Origin of the sequence: Thiocapsa sp., from assembly GCF_011390875.1 — a bacterium.
Taxonomy (GTDB): domain Bacteria; phylum Pseudomonadota; class Gammaproteobacteria; order Chromatiales; family Chromatiaceae; genus Thiocapsa.
In genome coordinates this window covers 1-16,533 of sequence record NZ_JAABRP010000113.1, presented here as the reverse complement: position 1 = coordinate 16,533, position 16,533 = coordinate 1, and the positions used below count along the sequence as shown (strand labels likewise).

Sequence of the window (16,533 nt, the reverse complement as noted above, 5' to 3'; positions counted from 1 at the left end):
GGGTTCATCGGGAGGCTTTCGATATAGGCAACGACATCGGCCAGTGCCTGTGCATCGCCGATCGACTGCGGGAGCGAGAAGGGATACATCGTTGGATTGTCACGGTTCTGTGCACGGATGTCCGCCATCTGCTTGATCAGGACACCGCGATGCTGTCCCGCCAATTGCGGAAAGGTTCCATCCGGCGTGCCCCAGCCTTCGGGCAGATGACAGGCGGCACACACCTCGTAAACATCCATCCCGTTCTCGATGTCCGGCTCGAGATGCAAGGCTGCGTCCTGCTCGCCTCCGCCTTGATTCCAATCGACGGGCTCGGCACGATGGACGCGGTCTGCGTCGCTCGCCTCCTCTGCCGAGAGTGTTCCGGCTGTTCCGACGGCTGCGGCCAGGATCGCGACTTGAAAAAGCTGACGTTGATTCATGACATACTCCGAATCGAGCTCGAACGACTCTTATTGCGGCGAAAGGTGATGTGAGTCGCTTCGATATCTTGTTTGTTGAGATTGAGCATGTTTGCACCGCGAGGGGACACGAGCTCCGGACAAGCGATGGGTGTTGTGAGTGACGCTGAACGGCGAGCGTTTAATTCAGCGTGCCCAGCCAGTTCGCGATGGCTCGCATCTCTTCCTCGTTGACGAGGTGCATGACACCCTTCATCGCTGCGGTCATGCCGTTGCTGCGGGCACCGCTTTTGATATCCACCATTTGGTTGTAGGCGTAATCCGGACTTTGTCCCGCGAGCTTTGGATAGATGGGCAGGATGGGTGTGTTGGCGTCCTTGCCGTGACAGGCCACACAGGTCTTGGTGACGTAGAGCTCGGCGCCATCCATTGCGAGAACGGGCAAGGATGCCGTTGTCGCCGCGGCGATCGAGATCGAGATGAGAACGGACTTCAAGGCGTTCATCGTGGACTCTCCGGCGATTAGCCGATTGCGGTTGTCGAGAAGCTGTCATTGACCGGGATCCCGATCCGGGTCAATGACGCGACTTCACTGGTTGACCGTCGCGCCCTCCTCATCCAGGAGGTTCTTCGCACGCAGGCCTAGGTCGGCAGCCTTCACCTGATACTGCCACCACTGATTGGCCCAGAGCATGGCGTTCTGCCAGTCGGCCTTGGCGGCGGCGTCCTCGGATTTCTTCTTGGACTCCTGTGCGAAGCCGAGCTGGTCGGTCGCATCCTCGACGAGCGCGACCGCGGTCGGGAAGTCCTGGAAGTTTCGAGCTGTGATATAGGCGACGACCTGGTCGATGACGGATTGCGTCTCGATGTTGGTCTTGACCTGCGTGTCGTAGTCGGCTTGTGAATACAGAGTTCCCTCGACCATCGAGACCTCGGTTGCCTGATAGCCCTTCGGTCGGACCAAGAGATAACCCTGCATCTCGAGATGCAACGCGGAGCAGAACTCCGTGCAGTAGTAGGGGAAGACGCCTTCCTCGTCGGCGACAAAACTGAACGACGCGGTCTTGCCGGGCTCGATGGAGAGGTTGACGTTTTGTCCGTAGAGCGCGAAACCATGCACCTGATCCTGTGCACGTTCGAGGTTGGTGAGATGCAGATGGACCTGGTCGCCGACCTCCGCCTCGATGATCTCGGGGGTGATGTGCGAGCGAATCACCGTACCCATGATACGCGTGGTGCAGTTGCCGCCGGCATCGCAGGTCCGCTCGGTCGTCTCGCGGCCGGCGCGGGTTCGATTGGGATGCACTTCATCGGTCCGACTGTTCCAACCGGATTTGTAGCGCACCGCCGGTTGCAGCTTTTCGGCACGAATGGCGGCGGCATAGTGGGGCTCGCCGAGCGGCAAGGGCATGTCGTAGATGAGCTGCATCTTGTCGCCGCTGATGTCGATCAGTTGATGGTTCTGCGGATGCAGAGGGCCGACAGGCTGATGACGATCGATCGAGAGCTTGTTCAGGGCTACCAGATATTTGCCCTGCGGGTTGACCGTATCGCCCTCCATCGTCATGAGATGGCCGATGTTGTAATGGATCGACAGCTTGTCGAGAACCTTGCCCTCGCAGTAGTCATATTTTGCGACCTGCGAGTCCACATACAGCGAGGTATAGGCGACGCAGGGTTTGGAATCGAACTGGGTGTGCAGCGGACCCAGCCCCAGATTGACCTGGGTATGGAGCGCGTCCTGCATCGGGATGATCGGCACGCCGTAGGGATCCTGACCCTCGAAATTGCCCTCCTCGATGGCCTTCATGATCTTCTCGACGCTGTAAACCGAGACATGGCTGTCGAGCTTGCCGGCCACGATGATGAATTTGCCGTCCGGTGTGACATCCACGCCGTGCGGACTCTTGGGCTCAGGCACCAGGTAGAGCAGACCTTCGGCGATCGCCTGCTCCAACGGGATGAAGTACATCCCCTTTTCCTTTTTCACCTTGCCGGCCTTGACCAATTCCTCGGCCTTCTTCCAATTGGTGACATGCAGATAATCGGTGTCTTTGGAAGAGCACCCTGCCTCGAAAGGCGGGCGACCCCGCTCGATCCCGCCGACATAACGCTCGGTACAGAAGGAGTTGGTGAAGCCCCAACCGTAACTATCCTTCTTGCCTGCGTCCGAGAGGTCCTGACTGTAGGGTCCGAGCTCGAGCGTAAAGGAGTTTTCCGGCTCGATACGGCCTTTCTCCTTATTGAAGCTCCAATACGTCAGGCCTCCGCGGTACTTGTCGTTGAACTCCTCCAACGGTACGAAACCGTCGTCAAGGAGCGGGGCGGCGTATTGAGCCGCCTCCATGACATACTCGGTGTTCGGCGTGACGAAAGCGCCGCCATGCGAGGACTTGAAGAAGGGGTTGACGACGATCTGCTTGGTTTCGAAGTCGTGCAGATCAATCACCGCGATACGTGGATTGGCCTTGTCGTTGATGAAGACGTATTTGGCGTCGTAATCGCCGTCGGTCTCGGAGATCGCCGGGTGATGGGTGTCGCCGTAAACCAGATCCTTGCCGCGGGTACGCCCCTGCTCGAGCACTGCTTTGGACTCGTCGTCGAAGCCGTATCCCTGCCAGGGCTCGGGCGTGAAGACGCCGATGTACTTGAGCAGTCGCATCGATGGGATGCCGTAGACGATCACCTGTCCGGACTGTCCACCGGAGGCGAAGACCACGAATTCGTCACGCCCACCCGTGGGGACATAGGTTTTGGCCGCGGCGAGAAGATCCTTTTCGGTCAGGCCGCGTCGATCCATGACGTCCTTCAGGGTGTCCTCCGACCAGGCTGACCCTGCGGCCGCGAGACCGAGGACGACTCCCGTGGCCAGGGTCGTGAAACGTTGCGTTTTTTTATTCATGTGTCCTCCTCCGGTGCCATTGAACGAGATCTCGAACCGGTCTCTCGACTGGGTCAAGCTAGCAAAGGGCGCTGGCTGGGGACTTGATCTATGTTAAATCCGGCGAGAGGTGTGTGATTTCACGCAATTTCAGCCACGGCGGCACGACGCGTTCGGGGATGGTGGGGCGGCCTAGCGGGGGCGGTGGTGTGGATCGGCAGAACGCGTTGAACACGCAAGCGCGAGATTGGATCGTTCCCCAAGCCGAAGGGGACGTTGATCTTCGCCGAGATCCCAATCCGCACGTGTTGGCCAATCCGCACGTGTTGGAGGGTGTCTTGCATCCGGCCCGTGACGGCACTTGTCGTCCGGCACCCTTGCACTTGGGCAAGGGCTGGCGGCCGACAGCCCTACCGAGTCTGCTCCAGGATGTCGGTCCCGGCGGCGGGTGCCGCATCCATTTCCGCCATCCGCGCCGTCAGGATGTCGAGCAGCCGGGGATGAGCGCCGACCAGCGCGGAGGGATGAACACGAAAGCCCGGATGGTCGCGTTCGACAGCCGAGCAGATCTCGGTAATATCTCCGCCCGGTCCGGCATGTCGTCCGGGCGACAGGAACAACATGGAGAGGATGACCGGGGTCGAGACGTCCTCCGCGGCGAGCGCGCGCAGACGATCCTCCAGAAGTTCTCCGTTGAAGTCGTATTCCGCTCCGGAGCGCCGTTCCATGACGGCCTCGCCGAGCTCGACGTGAGGGCCGGAGTCGTCGGCGAGCCGTTGCGCCAACTGCCGGGCAAGCCAACGCCGCACCTCGGTAACGGCGGGTATAGGAGATCCGTGGTCGACCAGCAGGATCCGGCGCGGCGCGATGCCCTGCTCGGAGGCGGCGCCGTGAATGTGCTCCAGAAGGATCTCGACCAAGTCGGGCTCGCCCGCCGGCAGCGGGCAGATTGCTCGCGCGATCCGGACATCGAAAGGGCCGAAATCGCCTTGCAGGGCCGCGATGCGCTCGGGGACATAGTCGCTGATGGCCCGGCTCGGACCGAAGAAGAGCGGGAGGATCAAGAAGCGTCGAATGTCCTCGCTCAGGCGACGCCGCAGAAAGGACTCGAAGGTGTCGGCGGCTTGCCCGTGCAGCTCGCTCGGCGGGATTCGCTCGGAGTGCAGCAGTGAGACGGGGTGGACGGACTCGCCGAGACGCTCGGCGAGTCCGCTCGCGATCCGTCTCAGGCTCAGCGTGGCATCGGCTCGCTTGGAACCGTTGTCGATCAGCAGGATGTCGCGCACGTTATCCTCATGTCCGATGGGATCCGCATCCCGTTAAGCCAGAGGTGGGGTAGTTGACCCTTTCACTCAATTGCGCGGGCGCGCACGCGTCTGCGCCGACGGCAACTTCCATGCTGCCCGGGATGCCGAGATGTGCTCTGCGCCGCATCGGCGCGACGCGCACGGATCGAATGAGGGTCGAGCGTGCCCTAAGCTGCGGTCAGGGAGCGCGCGCAGGTTCCTTCGGAAGGCGATCTTGAATGGTCACGCGTGCGAGTGTCAGATCGGCAAGGTTCTTTGCCTGCATCTTCTTCATGACGCTCGCGCGGTGAAACTCCGCGGTACGCACGCTGATGCCGAGCGTGTCGGCGATCACCCGATTGGTTTGTCCCACTGTGAGTGCCTGAAAGACCTGCTGCTCTCGGGGTGTCAAGGCACGATAGCGTCGCAGCGTCGCATCGACGTCGGCATCGGGTCCGAGCGCAGCGCCGGCGTTGTACAGGGTGTTCTGCACCAGCTCCAAGAGCGCCTGAGCGTTCAATGGCTTGGTGATGAAATCCACGGCGCCGAGTTTCATCGCACGCACCGCCATCGGGATATCCCCGTAGCCGGTGATCACGATCGTCGGGATCTCGATCCCCGAATCGCGCAGCCGTTCCAGCAGGGTCATCCCGCTGATGCCGGGCATCCGGACGTCTGCGAGCAGACATGCGGGTCCGGGCTGCGCGAGCACGCCGGATTGCAGGAGCTCTTCGGCATCGGCGAATGCGCTCGAGCGGATGGCCACCGAATCCAACAGAGCGCACACCGCGTCGCGCAATGCGGGATCGTCGTCGACGATGTAGGCAATCGGCTCGATGGTCATTCGGATCTCCTAAGGTCGGACACCTCCGTCGTCGATTCCGGGCGTGGCCGGCACTGATGTCCGGCGTTCGGGACCGGGCGATTATACCGTGTCCGCAGCGGACAATGCGTCGCCCTTGCCCCCTCCCCCCCCTCCCACGGGGAGCTTGGAATCGTCACCCGTGCTCGGGTTGTCGATCGCGGTGTTCGCGGGGCTGCGAAGCGTCTCGCGAAGGCGCTCCATAATGGTGCCCGCAAGCCTGATCTGTTGATCGATTCCGCTCAGCGCGTCGCGTAAGCGAGCGGTGTCGGCTTCGGATCCTGCGGCGAGGGCTCGCGCCGCCAGGGCATAGCACCCGGCTGAGCTCAATGGCTGAGCCAGGTCGTGGAGAAGGGGGGCGGCGCGGGCCTCGATCGTTGCGGGATCCGGATGCAGAGGGTGCGGTGGCCGGTCGCGATCGCGCAGATCGCGCCGATCACGCAGATCACCGAGAACCGCATCGAGGCTTTCGAAGGAGATCGGCTTGACCAAGTGCCGATCGAACCCGGCATCGAGCGAGCGTTGTCGATCCGCCTGCTCGCCCAATCCGGTCATCGCAATCAACGCGATTCGGCGATATTCGGGGCGAGCGCGGATCCGGCGGGCCACCTCCAGGCCGTTCATGCCGGGCATGCCGATGTCGAGGACCACGGCGTCCACGGGGTGCTGCTCCAAGGCCGCCAGGGCCGAGGGTCCGTCGTAGCTGACCTGAATCTGGGCACCTTTGAGCTCGAGCAGCATCGCCAGGCTCTTCGCGGCGTCCCGGTTGTCGTCGACGACAAGGATGCGGGAGGTCTGTGTCGCAGTTGCCGGGGCGGCAATGACGCGATGCTCGGTCGGCGCCGCCGCGCCCTCTCGGGCGAGCAATGGCAGAAACACCGTCAACTCGCTACCCTGGCCCGGTCCGGCACTGCGTGCCTCGACGCGACCGCCGTGCAGCTCGACGAGCTTACGCACCAGCGACAGACCGATCCCCAGGCCGCTCCGGCCAATCGACGGCTTCGGATGGCCCTGGGAAAACATATCGAACAGTCGCGGCAGGAGCTCGGCAGGGATGCCGACCCCGGTATCCCGCACCGAGACCAAGACACCGCCGTCGACCGTTCTCGCCTCGACCCGGATTTCCTTCCCGGCATCCGAGTATTTCGCGGCGTTGTTCAATAGGTTGCCGAAGATCTGCGACAGGCGGGTCGGATCCCCCTCCAGCCAGAGCGGCTCTGGCGGAAGGTTGACCACGAGGCATTGGCCGGCCGCGTCGATCAGCGGCCTGACGGTCTCGACGGCGCTGTCGATGACGCTTGCAAGAGCGACCGGCTCCTTGCGCAGCTCGATCTTGCCGTGCGTGATGCGCGACACCTCAAGGAGATCGTCGACCAGTCGCTCGAGATGGGCAAGTTGGCGCGCCATCATCGCCCTCGCTTCGTCGGCGGCCGGGGCCGAGACATGGCTCAAGCGGAGGATCTCGAGGGCGTTGCGGATCGGCGCAAGCGGGTTGCGCAGCTCATGGGACAGCACGGCGAGAAAGGCGTCCTTGCGACGGTCGCTCTCGCGCAGCTCACGGGCGGCCTGTGCAGCCTGCTCGCGCGCCGCCAAGGCTTGTGCCATCAGGTCGAGCGCCTCGGCGCGCGACGCGCTGAGGGCCTGCTGCTGCTCCTCGAGCTGGGTAACGAGGGCCCGATCGGCCTCCAGACGGCTGAGATCGGTGCCGACCAGGCAGATGATCGCACCCGCCGGGCGGTCGAGCCGGCTCGCCCAAAGATGCATGGGAACGGCCGCACCGTCCGCGGCAAGAAAGACCACGCGATCATCGGCGATGCCCTGCCCGGATGCCTCCAGGAGGTGTCGTAAGCGCTCGCTGTCGTGCGGGGCGGCAAGCTCCATGATCGGGTGGCCCAAGAGGTGGCTGCGTTCCCGCTTCAGCAGCGCGCTCGCCCGGTCGTTGGCGTAGAGCAGCAGTCCATCCGGGGAGATCGCCAGGCCCGCCTCGTTCATGGTCTCGACCATGAGTCGGTGGAGGTTTTCGGTCTCCATGAGGGAGAACACCCGGTCGCCTTGACTGCCGCTCACGATGACGGCATCGACCTCGCCCTCGCGGATGGCGCGCAAGGCGTCTTCCGCCTCCTCGAGGCGGGCTCGCAGCTCGAGGTTTTCCTCCTTGAGCCGGTCGATGGCGGCGTTCGGGGTCATCTCGCAACCCTCGCTCCGATGGGGCGGCATGCGATCAGTCGAGGGGGTGATCCGGGGTTCCGCCAACCTCGTCCTTGGGCCGCAGGTCAAGGCCCACCAGGACGCGGTGCTCGTCGGCCATATCGCCGATCAGGCGGCGCAGCGGCAGCGGAAGCTTCTTGATCAGGGTCGGGGCGGCCACGATCTGTTCACTTCTGGCCAAGGTCGGGTGCTCGTAGATATCGATGACCTCCAGGTCGTAGCGGCCTTGCAGATGCCTCTCGCAGACGTCTTTGACCGAGCGGATTGCCGCGACCGAGCGTGGCGTGAGGCTCGCGACATAGAGGGTCAGGACGTGACCGCCGCTTGGCTTCGAATAGGCTGCGTCATCGATACGCGGCGATTCCGGTTGGATGGGCGCCGGGCCCAAGCAATCGACCCCGGAGGAGGGGTGACGTGTCGCGGTCATAGCGTTCCTCTGCTCGACGGGTTGAGGTTCATCTGCGAGGACGCAGGTCGAGGCCGACCAACACCCGCTCCGTATTTGAAAGGTCTCCGATGATTTTGCGTACCGGTTCGGGCAGCTTGCGCACCAGGGTCGGCACCGCGACGATTTGGTCGCCGCGGGCGAGTCGCGGGTTCTCGAGTAGATCGACGATCTCGATGTCGTAATGACCGGCGAGGTGGGTCTCGCAGAGCGCCTTGAGGTTCTCGAAGGCCCGCAGGGAGCGCGGGCTCTGGCCCGCAACATAGAGTCGCAAGCACCAGCCTGGCCCCGCCTCGTCCGGACCGTGCAGGGTTGTGTCGGTCTGATTCATCGTCGATAGCCTCTGCGTCAGTCCGCGCCCCTCGCGTGAAACATGGCGGCTTCATCGTGCGCGGCGTTCACGACACGTTGGGCCTCTTCTGCCGTCGCAAACGCTGCATCCTCATCGATCGCGACGAGCTGTGCCTCCAGCGACTGAATTCGTGCCATGAGATCTCGGCGCTTCAGCTGCAGGGCGCGTTGTTCTCGCACATGGGCCTTCCGAGCCGCGACGTTGTTGGCCTGATCACGGGTTTCCTGCGCGATTCGCGCCGCACCGGTGAGCACCTCGCCGGTCCCCGTGTAGACATCGGACAAATGGATTCCCTCGTTGTCCAGCACCAGCTCTCGGACCTGATTGGAATGAGCCATGCCGCGGCTTTTCAGGACATAGAGTAGTCGATTGCGCTCGCCGGCGGATTGCACCATCTGCAGCATCAGCCAGGTGTCGATCAGTGAGCTGACGCCCTCGTCGGTCCGTTCCGAATGAAAGGGTTCAGACCCCTGCGTCAAACTGGTGAACAGCCCGGTGATGCCGGCACCTTTCAGGAAGTCGATGATCCGCGTGAGCATCGTCTTGACCTCCGCGGTGTCGCCGACTGCGGCGAAGTTCGTGATCGGGTCAAGAATCACCGCGGCGGGACGGATTGACTCGACCAACCTGTGCAGGCTGACCAGATGATTCTCCAGTCCGTAAAGGGTCGGGCGGACGGCGTGGCAGACCAACAGCCCACGGTCGATGTATGGCTGTAGGTCGAATCCGATCGAGGCCATGTTGCGCAGGATCTGGTCGGGTGACTCCTCCGAGGACCAAAAGAGACAGCGTTCGCCCCGGCGGCAGACGCCGTCGGCAAACGCTGTCGCGATACTGCTCTTGCCCGCACCCGAGGTGCCGGAGAGGAGGACGCTGCTGCCTTTGAAATAGCCCCCGCCGCCGAGCATGGTGTCCAGTCTCGGGATGCCGGTGGACACGTACTCGCGAGAGACCCGGTGGCTTAGACTCACCGAGCTGATCGGCAGGACACTGAAACCTTCCTGGTCGATCAGCGTCGGGTATTCGTTGGTCCCGTGGCGGGAGCCGCGATACTTGACGATGCGTAGACGGCGGGTGGCGACCTGGTTGGTCATGCGGTGGTCAAGGAAGATGACGCAGTCGCTGACGTACTCCTCCAAACCATGCCGGGTGAGGGTCTTCTCGCCTTGCTCGCCGGTGATCACGGCCGTCACACCCTGATCCTTCAGCCAGCGGAATAGACGCCGCAGCTCTGCACGCACGATCGCCTCGCTGGGCAGGGCGGCAAAGAGTGCGTCGACCCCGTCCAGCGCCACGCGCTTGGCGCCGATCTCGGCGATTGCGCTGCCGAGACGCACGAACAGACCCTCCAGATCATACTCACCCGTTTCCTCGATCTCGCCGCGCTCGATCCGCACGCCGTCGAGGAGGATTCGATTCTGTTCCACCAGGGCGTCGAGTGCGAAGCCGAGCGATTCGACGTTGGCGATCAACTCCTCCTCGCTCTCCTCGAAGGCCATGAATACGCCCGGTTCATCGAATTCGCGCGCGCCCCGTACGACAAACTCCATCGCCAGGAGTGTCTTGCCGCAACCCGCCGCGCCGCCGATCAGGGTCGGTCGCCCGCGCGGCAACCCCCCGCCGGTGATCTCGTCGAGACCTCGGATTCCGGTGCGGCATTTTGCAATGCCCGTTTGTCCGGTCTCGTTCGGGAATTCAGTCTGCATGGATGTCGTCCGCTCCAACGCACGCGCCTTGTTCCGCGGGATCGCAGTCACCGCACCGGTTCGGCGCGGGCCGCGCCACTGCCCATCTTTCGGTGAGCCGCAATGCGACACACCAGCGATTGTCTCGCATCTTAATCCAGTCCGAGATCCGAAGATCGCCCGGCATCGGGTTTTGAAAGAGACCTGGAAAATTGATGTAAAACTAGCTTGACAACTTGCTATGTCAAGCTAAGATGACACGTAAGATTACTAGGAACAGCAAGTATTATAGCTTGCTTGGTACTGTAACTTAGCTTGCTTGTTCTAAGTGATCCCGCCCAGTGTACCAGGGCAACGGGTTCTCGTGACGGTGATCGCCGCGAGAGAGAGCAGCAGCCGAACCCTCGAGGTCCGGCACTACCCATACGTTGGAGGCCGATCCATGGCTGAACAGGCAAGCCTTTCCGGTTTAACCGAGCAACAGGCGAAGGAGTTTCACGAGCAGTTCAAGATCACCTATAGCGCGTTCGTCGGCATTGCGGCACTCGTGCATTTGTTCGTGATCGCGGCCAATCCTTGGTTTTAGGTTCTTAAGAGGAGACATCCATGAACGTATTCGACTACAAGCCGCTTGAGAAGGACTATCGGATTTGGCTGGTGTTGAATCCGGCGGTGTGGTTGATGCCCATCCTGTTCGCGGTACTGGCCGTGGCATTGATGGTCCATGCTTACGCGTGGTCGCTCGGCATCGGTTTCGATCCGGTCGAGGCGGTTGCCGAAGCACCGGCCGCAGTCGAGGCAGCACCGGCCGTGGTTGCTGAATAATCGAAATCTCGGCAACGCCTCTGACCGAACGGGTCACCGGCGAGCCAGGATAAACAGGTTTTTCAATCATTCCTCCTGGAGATATAACGATGGCTGAGCAATCCTTGTCGGGTCTGACCGAGCAGCAAGCGAAGGAATTTCACGAGCAGTTCAAAATCACCTATACGGCATTTGTCGGTATCGCCGCGGTGGTGCATCTGTTCGTCCTCGCGGCCAACCCTTGGTTCTAATCCGTTTTTGACACGAAAAGGTGATTGTGATGAGTGAAGTCAATAAACCGAAAAACCCGGAAGACGATTGGAAGGTCTGGTTGGTCGTCAATCCTGCGGTCTGGTTGATGCCGATTCTATTCGCTGTCCTGATCGTTGCGCTGGTCGTGCACAGCTATGTGATTTCTCTGGGATATGGCTTCTAGCCAAACGACCCAACGAGAGCGAATGGAATCGCGTCTACTCTCGCCCCGCTGCTCGGATACCTTGATGGCATTGAGCTGCCTGTAGGATATCGGATATCCGGGGTTTCGACGGGGCAGGGATGCCCCGTCGCGAGGCGGTGACCGCGTCGGACCGCCTGCATCGGAATTGCAACCTCAATGGGGATTGCCACGAGAGCACACTTGTTCGTCGGCGTCGTCGATCCCCAATTCTTACTCTCCCCCTCGAACTCCAAAGATGTGGTTTCGCATCGAGGAAGCGAAGCCTTGCTGCGCGTCGAATAAAGCGTTGCATCGGATCAGCTTTTCGACTGTTTACTGAAGCGATGCCGGAGGTTGTTCCGCTTACCTCGTTGACCCATTCGCGCAAAGCCGCGGGTGTGCGGCAACCGGTCCCGGCGAGCGCTGAATGTCGGCCGGTGCGATTTCTGCGACCGACCTCACAGTTCCATGATCGGTCGGTGTTCGGAGCTTCCCATCGCCCGCCGCTGCAGTACACTCGATGGCGGGCCATCGCAACGAGAGGAGATGCGGTCGGCATGTCTCGGGGTGGACCGCGATTCGGGTCCGGTGTCTCGTTGAAAAGCAGGGAGGAGCGATCCTTTGGCAGCATCCGTCATGTCCGATCCGCGGGGCAGGAAGGACCGCGGCCGACGCTGGTTGCTGTCTCCGACCATCGCCGGCGGCATTGCGCTGATCGTTTATTTCGCGCTGCTGCTCGTCACCACTTGGGTCGCCCAAGAGCGCCTGAGTCATTCCACCAGCGCCCGCCATGCCTTGGATGCCCGGCTCCACGCCAACGCCCTGAGCTATTTCTACGCCGAGCGTCTCGGTGATCTGGCGAATCTTCGTCGTGATCAGGCGGTTCAGTCCTTTTTCGTGAATCGTGACCTCGGTATGTCGATGAAGTACGGGCTGCACGCGAGCTTGGTCTCGATCCGAGGGGTGCTGATCGAGCGCGTCGGCGAGAAGCGCGTCGATGCGGGGCCTTTCTTCGATCGAATCGCCCTGTTCGATGCCGACGGAACGATTCTTGTCGATACGTCGGCCGACCCGCCGGCGGCGGAGTCATGGCTCGCTTTGGATTCAGGTCTCCCGAGCCACGTCCGATTGGTTGTCGATGCGCCGCAGCACCCCGATGCCATCCTGGTCGAGGCCCCGGTCGTCATGTCGGAGCGCGGACGCGGGACCTTGGTCGCCTGGGTCAACGAGCGGACCGCGTTGGCCGCGCTGGTCGGACTCGATCCCGCGGGCAGTGGCCTGGATCGTTATCGACTGCTGCGCTCGGCCGCAGAGGTTGCAGAGATCGAGGGCGCGGTCGGAGCACCGATCGAGGTGTCGGGAACACCCTTTTTCTTGGTCGGCCTCGAGCGTGCGTCGCTCGACGAGCGTCTCCTCACGTCGCGCTGGTTCTTGTTTGCTCTCGTTTTGTTGGCCGTGGCCCTGTTGACCGGCGGGTGGATGCTGCTCGGGGCGCAGCGGCAGAATCTCGTATTGCAGACTCGGATGGATGTCGCGCGACTTCAGCGGCGCAAACTGAGCGAGCACAACGAACGCTTGCGCGAAGAGATCAAGAAGCGACAGGAATACGAGCGCCGCTTGATCTACCAGGCCAACTACGATTCCCTGACCGGCCTTCCCAATCGCACCCTGGCGATGGACCGACTTGAACAAAGCCTGATGATCGCCGCGCGCGAGGACCATCGGGTGTTGGTCTTCTATTTGGATCTCGACCACTTCAAACGGGTCAACGACAGCTTGGGGCACGCCGCGGGCGACGAAGCCCTGGTGCAGACCGCGGAGCGGGTTAGTAAGCTGGTCTCGGCGGGCGATACCCTGGCGCGTCTTGCAGCCGACGAGTTTCTCGTCATTTATCCCGATCTTCGCGATCCCGTCGATGCGGCCGAGCGTGCGCAGGCGCTGCTCGGCCTCTTCACGGCGGCCTTCACCATCGAGGGTCGAGAACTCTTCCTGACGGCGTCCCTGGGGATCGCGATCAGTCCGAGCGACGGCAAGAGCGCAGAGGATCTGCTTAAGAATGCCGATTTGGCGATGAAGGAGGCCAAGGACGCCGGGCGGGCGCGCTACAGCTTCTATATCCCCGGCCTCGACGTGCAGATCCGCGAGCGTTTGTCGATGGCGAATCTCCTTCGGCACGCCGCCGAGCGCGGTGAGCTTGCCCTCTTGTACCAGCCCTTGATCGATCTGCGCACCGGGCGCGTCGTTGCCGCGGAGGCGCTTTTGCGCTGGACCAGCGAAGAGCTCGGCGCCGTCGCACCGGACCTCCTCGTCCCTGTCGCCGAAGACGCCGGATTGATCCAACATATCGGCGGCTGGGTCCTCGAGCGCGCCTGCTGCGCTGCGGCGCGTTGGCAGTCGATTGCGCCGTGCAGGGTCGCCGTGAACGTGTCGTCCTTGCAGCTGCAAGCGCCGGAGTCCTTTTCCGAGCAAGTGGATCTGGCGCTGAGCCGTTCGGGGTTGAGCGCAGGTCTGCTGGAGCTGGAGATCACCGAAGGGGTATTGCTGCGTGACCGTCCCACCATCGGTACCTTGCTGGCCAATCTGGATCGCCGCGGTATTCGGTTGTCGCTCGACGATTTCGGGACCGGCTACTCGGCGTTGAGCTATTTGCGCCGGTTTCCGTTCCACGTCCTCAAAATCGACCGGACCTTCATCGCAGGCATACCCGACAATCAGGAGGATGCGGAGCTGACACGTGCCATCATCGCGATGGCCCAAGCGCTTGGCCTCGGCGTTCTTGCCGAGGGAGTAGAGCGGACCGAGCAGCGCGATTTCCTGGTCGAGCAAGGCTGCGACCTCGCGCAGGGCTATCTGTTCAGCCGTCCGATCGATGCCGATGCGCTCGGCGTGATGCTGGGCCGTAACGGCGAGGTGAATCGATCCTGAGCGCGTCTGGCGTGCCGATCTCGCCCGACGCTTCAGTGACCACGCAGCAGGAATCGGTCGAACGCTGCGGGATCGATGGCAGCGGCGAGCTGTGCGAGCGGGATTACGGAGGGACCGAGGAGAGGGTCCAGGGTATGGCGGGTGTCGCACGCCTGAACGGCATACTGCCGTACACCCCGCAGCGCAAGTGCTGCGGCGAGCGTCTCGAGGTCGGGCGGGGCCCAGTGCGGCATGATCGTCGTGCGGACTTCCAGCGGGATACCCGATGCCTGGATCAACGACAAACTCTCCCAAGCGGCTTCGCCGGATCGCGGGACACCCGTGATCGCGGGATAGTCTTCAGGCAGCGCCTTGATGTCTAGGGCCACCCAGTCCAGAAGATGTAAGAGCCGTGCCAAGCGTTTCGGCGCGGGGCCCGCGGTGTGCAAGCCGACCTTGAATCCGAGACCACGGACCTCGGTCATGGCCGAGCCGAGCGCAGACTGTAGGGTTGGCTCTCCGCCGCTGAAGACGACGGCGTCGAGCAGCCCGCGACGACGCTCGAGAAAACCGCGGATCTGCGACCAGCCGATGACCGGGGCCGCGCTCGGGTCGATCAAGGAACCATTCTGGCAGTAGCGACAGCGCCAAGGACAGCCTTGTAGGAAGATCACCGCGGCGAGCTCGCCGGGGTAGTCGATCGTCGTCAGCGGAACGAATCCGCCGATCCGCAATTGTCCGGACTCGGCCGAGACCCCAGCGTGCGAACCATCGACGTCGCTCGGGCAGGGTGCTTGTCGAGACATGGATTCGATAGGTCGATCGGCGCAATGCGGCGCGAAGACCTAGGCGGCTGCGCGGCGCTCGTCGCGGATTGCGGATCCGTTAGGTGTCTCGGTGAAGTAGCAGCGCTCGGCGTGCTCGGCGCGCTTGCCGGCATTGAAGGCCGAAACCGGGCGGTGATAGCCCATGACGCGCGTCCAGACCTCGCAACGGGTGCGTTCTTCGGTTTTCAGCTCGATGGTTTGATGGGTCATGGTCTCGCTCCTGATGTCGTTTCGAAGAGTTGTGTGTTGTTCGTTGCTCTGTCGAGCGGCCGGGCGTTTCGTGAGCCTGTGCTTCGACCTACCCCGCCGTCTCTTCAAGCGCCGCGGTCTTGCGTGCGATCAGCTCGCGGTCGCAGACCGGACAGAATTCGTGCTCGCCCGCAATGTAGCCGTGTTTGGGGCAGATCGAGAACACCGGCGTGACCGTGATGTAGGGCTGGCGGAAGTTCTCCAGCGCGCGGCGCACCAGCCGTTTGCAGGCGTCGGTCGTCGAGATCTGCTCGTTCATGTAGAGGTGCAGCACCGTCCCGCCCGTGTATTTCGTCTGCAGTGCCTCCTGCATCGCGAGCGCCTCGAAGGGGTCGTCCGTGTAGCCCACCGGCAGCTGCGAGCTGTTGGTGTAGTAGGGCGTCTCCGGCGTGCCGGCCTGCAGGATGTCCGGGAAGCGTTTCTTGTCCTCGCGTGCGAAGCGGTAGGTCGTGCCCTCCGCGGGAGTAGCCTCCAGGTTGTACATGCTGCCGGTCGATTCCTGAAACTCGACCATCCGTGCGCGGACATGATCCAGGATCCGGCAGGCCATGGCGTGGCCCCGGGCGGTCGTGATGTCTTCGGCATCGTCGGTGAAGTTGCGGATCAGCTCGTTGATCCCGTTCACCCCGATGGTCGAGAAATGGTTGCGCAGGGTGCCCAGATACCGCTTGGTGTAGGGGAAGAGCCCGGCGTCCATGTGGCGCTGGATGACCTTGCGCTTTATTTCCAGACTGTTGCGCGAGAGGTCCAAGAGTGTATCGAGCCGCGCCAGCAGCCCCGCCTCGTCGCCGCGATGGGTGTATCCGAGCCGCGCACAGTTGATGGTGACGACACCGAGCGAGCCGGTCTGCTCAGCCGAACCGAAGAGTCCGTTGCCGCGCTTCAGAAGCTCGCGCAGGTCCAGCTGGAGCCGGCAGCACATGGAGCGCACCATGTTCGGCGAGAGCTCCGAGTTGAGAAAGTTCTGGAAGTAGGGCAGACCGTACTTCGCGGTCATCTCGAACAGATGCTCCGCGTTCTCGCTGTCCCACGGAAAATCGGCGGTGATGTTGTAGGTCGGGATCGGGAAGGTGAAGATCCGGCCCTTGGCATCGCCCTCGGTCATCACCTCGATATAGGCCCGATTGATCAGGTCCATCTCGGCTTGAAGGTCGCCGTAGGTGAAGGGCTGCTCCACGCCCGCGATCATCGGC

General features: G+C 62.5%; 17 protein-coding genes. 5 read left to right on the top strand and 12 right to left on the bottom strand.

The annotated features are described in order from the left end of the window. From GPT33_RS10775 to kaiC, 9 genes are all read right to left on the bottom strand, one after another. On the bottom strand, positions 1–422 hold a 422-nt coding region (locus GPT33_RS10775), incomplete at its 3' end, for a c-type cytochrome (RefSeq protein ID WP_296808575.1). A gap of 160 nt (positions 423–582) precedes the next feature. Continuing rightward, the gene (locus GPT33_RS10770) at positions 583–906 is read right to left on the bottom strand and encodes a c-type cytochrome (protein WP_296808573.1); all 324 of its coding nucleotides are present in this window, start codon (positions 904–906) and stop codon (positions 583–585) included. 84 nt (positions 907–990) lie between these two features. After that, positions 991–3,303, bottom strand: a complete 2,313-nt coding sequence (nosZ, locus tag GPT33_RS10765) for a Sec-dependent nitrous-oxide reductase (RefSeq protein WP_296808571.1) — start codon at positions 3,301–3,303, stop codon at positions 991–993. Positions 3,304–3,692: 389 nt separating this feature from the next. Then, positions 3,693–4,568, bottom strand: a complete 876-nt coding sequence (locus GPT33_RS10760) for a CbiX/SirB N-terminal domain-containing protein (RefSeq protein WP_296808569.1) — start codon at positions 4,566–4,568, stop codon at positions 3,693–3,695. A gap of 199 nt (positions 4,569–4,767) precedes the next feature. Further along, positions 4,768–5,412, bottom strand: coding sequence for a response regulator (locus tag GPT33_RS10755; RefSeq protein ID WP_296808566.1), 645 nt, complete (start codon positions 5,410–5,412; stop codon positions 4,768–4,770). An 81-nt stretch (positions 5,413–5,493) separates the two neighbouring features. Further along, positions 5,494–7,617, bottom strand: a complete 2,124-nt coding sequence (locus GPT33_RS10750; RefSeq protein ID WP_296808563.1) for an ATP-binding protein — start codon at positions 7,615–7,617, stop codon at positions 5,494–5,496. A 34-nt stretch (positions 7,618–7,651) separates the two neighbouring features. Continuing rightward, positions 7,652–8,065 (bottom strand): circadian clock KaiB family protein, encoded by a 414-nt coding sequence (locus GPT33_RS10745; protein WP_363929264.1) that lies wholly within the window; start codon positions 8,063–8,065, stop codon positions 7,652–7,654. A 28-nt stretch (positions 8,066–8,093) separates the two neighbouring features. After that, a complete protein-coding gene (locus GPT33_RS10740; RefSeq protein ID WP_296808561.1) occupies positions 8,094–8,414 on the bottom strand; it encodes a circadian clock KaiB family protein in 321 nt (106 codons plus the stop codon). A 17-nt stretch (positions 8,415–8,431) separates the two neighbouring features. Next, positions 8,432–10,141, bottom strand: coding sequence for a circadian clock protein KaiC (gene kaiC / locus GPT33_RS10735; RefSeq protein WP_296808559.1), 1,710 nt, complete (start codon positions 10,139–10,141; stop codon positions 8,432–8,434). Between the two features lie 421 nt (positions 10,142–10,562). On the opposite strand from kaiC, the gene pufB (GPT33_RS10730) reads away from it, so the two are divergent. The 5 genes from pufB (GPT33_RS10730) (at position 10,563) to GPT33_RS10710 (ending at position 14,285) form a co-directional block, all read left to right on the top strand. After that, a complete protein-coding gene (gene pufB, locus GPT33_RS10730; RefSeq protein ID WP_296808557.1) occupies positions 10,563–10,706 on the top strand; it encodes a light-harvesting antenna LH1, beta subunit in 144 nt (47 codons plus the stop codon). A 20-nt stretch (positions 10,707–10,726) separates the two neighbouring features. Further along, positions 10,727–10,945 carry a light-harvesting antenna LH1, alpha subunit gene (gene pufA / locus GPT33_RS10725; protein WP_296808555.1) on the top strand — a complete coding sequence of 73 codons (219 nt, stop codon included), beginning with the start codon at positions 10,727–10,729 and terminating at the stop codon, positions 10,943–10,945. A gap of 89 nt (positions 10,946–11,034) precedes the next feature. Further along, on the top strand, positions 11,035–11,175 hold the full coding sequence (gene pufB / locus GPT33_RS10720; RefSeq protein ID WP_296808553.1) for a light-harvesting antenna LH1, beta subunit: 141 nt from the start codon (positions 11,035–11,037) through the stop codon (positions 11,173–11,175). Positions 11,176–11,204: 29 nt separating this feature from the next. Further along, the gene (gene pufA / locus GPT33_RS10715; protein WP_120796141.1) at positions 11,205–11,360 is read left to right on the top strand and encodes a light-harvesting antenna LH1, alpha subunit; all 156 of its coding nucleotides are present in this window, start codon (positions 11,205–11,207) and stop codon (positions 11,358–11,360) included. 621 nt (positions 11,361–11,981) lie between these two features. Beyond that, a complete protein-coding gene (locus tag GPT33_RS10710) occupies positions 11,982–14,285 on the top strand; it encodes an EAL domain-containing protein (RefSeq protein WP_296808550.1) in 2,304 nt (767 codons plus the stop codon). 32 nt (positions 14,286–14,317) lie between these two features. On the opposite strand, the gene GPT33_RS10705 is transcribed toward GPT33_RS10710, so the two are convergent. From GPT33_RS10705 to GPT33_RS10695, 3 genes are all read right to left on the bottom strand, one after another. Then, positions 14,318–15,070, bottom strand: a complete 753-nt coding sequence (locus GPT33_RS10705; RefSeq protein ID WP_296808548.1) for an anaerobic ribonucleoside-triphosphate reductase activating protein — start codon at positions 15,068–15,070, stop codon at positions 14,318–14,320. 39 nt (positions 15,071–15,109) lie between these two features. After that, the gene (nrdD, locus tag GPT33_RS10700; RefSeq protein WP_296808546.1) at positions 15,110–15,301 is read right to left on the bottom strand and encodes an anaerobic ribonucleoside-triphosphate reductase; all 192 of its coding nucleotides are present in this window, start codon (positions 15,299–15,301) and stop codon (positions 15,110–15,112) included. Positions 15,302–15,389: 88 nt separating this feature from the next. Beyond that, positions 15,390–16,533 (bottom strand): ribonucleoside triphosphate reductase (locus tag GPT33_RS10695; protein ID WP_296808544.1); only part of this gene is annotated, 1,144 nt, incomplete at its 5' end.

What these genes read in the sequence shown, in the direction of transcription:
- pufB (WP_296808557.1), top strand. Translation starts at nt 10,563, where the DNA reads ATGGCTGAACAGGCAAGCCTTTCCGGTTTAACCGAGCAACAGGCGAAG.
- GPT33_RS10770 (WP_296808573.1), bottom strand. Translation starts at nt 906, where the DNA reads ATGAACGCCTTGAAGTCCGTTCTCATCTCGATCTCGATCGCCGCGGCG.
- GPT33_RS10755 (WP_296808566.1), bottom strand. Translation starts at nt 5,412, where the DNA reads ATGACCATCGAGCCGATTGCCTACATCGTCGACGACGATCCCGCATTG.
- GPT33_RS10740 (WP_296808561.1), bottom strand. Translation starts at nt 8,414, where the DNA reads ATGAATCAGACCGACACAACCCTGCACGGTCCGGACGAGGCGGGGCCA.
- pufA (WP_296808555.1), top strand. Translation starts at nt 10,727, where the DNA reads ATGAACGTATTCGACTACAAGCCGCTTGAGAAGGACTATCGGATTTGG.
- nosZ (WP_296808571.1), bottom strand. Translation starts at nt 3,303, where the DNA reads ATGAATAAAAAAACGCAACGTTTCACGACCCTGGCCACGGGAGTCGTC.
- GPT33_RS10705 (WP_296808548.1), bottom strand. Translation starts at nt 15,070, where the DNA reads ATGTCTCGACAAGCACCCTGCCCGAGCGACGTCGATGGTTCGCACGCT.
- GPT33_RS10745 (WP_363929264.1), bottom strand. Translation starts at nt 8,065, where the DNA reads ATGACCGCGACACGTCACCCCTCCTCCGGGGTCGATTGCTTGGGCCCG.
- pufB (WP_296808553.1), top strand. Translation starts at nt 11,035, where the DNA reads ATGGCTGAGCAATCCTTGTCGGGTCTGACCGAGCAGCAAGCGAAGGAA.
- kaiC (WP_296808559.1), bottom strand. Translation starts at nt 10,141, where the DNA reads ATGCAGACTGAATTCCCGAACGAGACCGGACAAACGGGCATTGCAAAA.
- nrdD (WP_296808546.1), bottom strand. Translation starts at nt 15,301, where the DNA reads ATGACCCATCAAACCATCGAGCTGAAAACCGAAGAACGCACCCGTTGC.
- pufA (WP_120796141.1), top strand. Translation starts at nt 11,205, where the DNA reads ATGAGTGAAGTCAATAAACCGAAAAACCCGGAAGACGATTGGAAGGTC.
- GPT33_RS10750 (WP_296808563.1), bottom strand. Translation starts at nt 7,617, where the DNA reads ATGACCCCGAACGCCGCCATCGACCGGCTCAAGGAGGAAAACCTCGAG.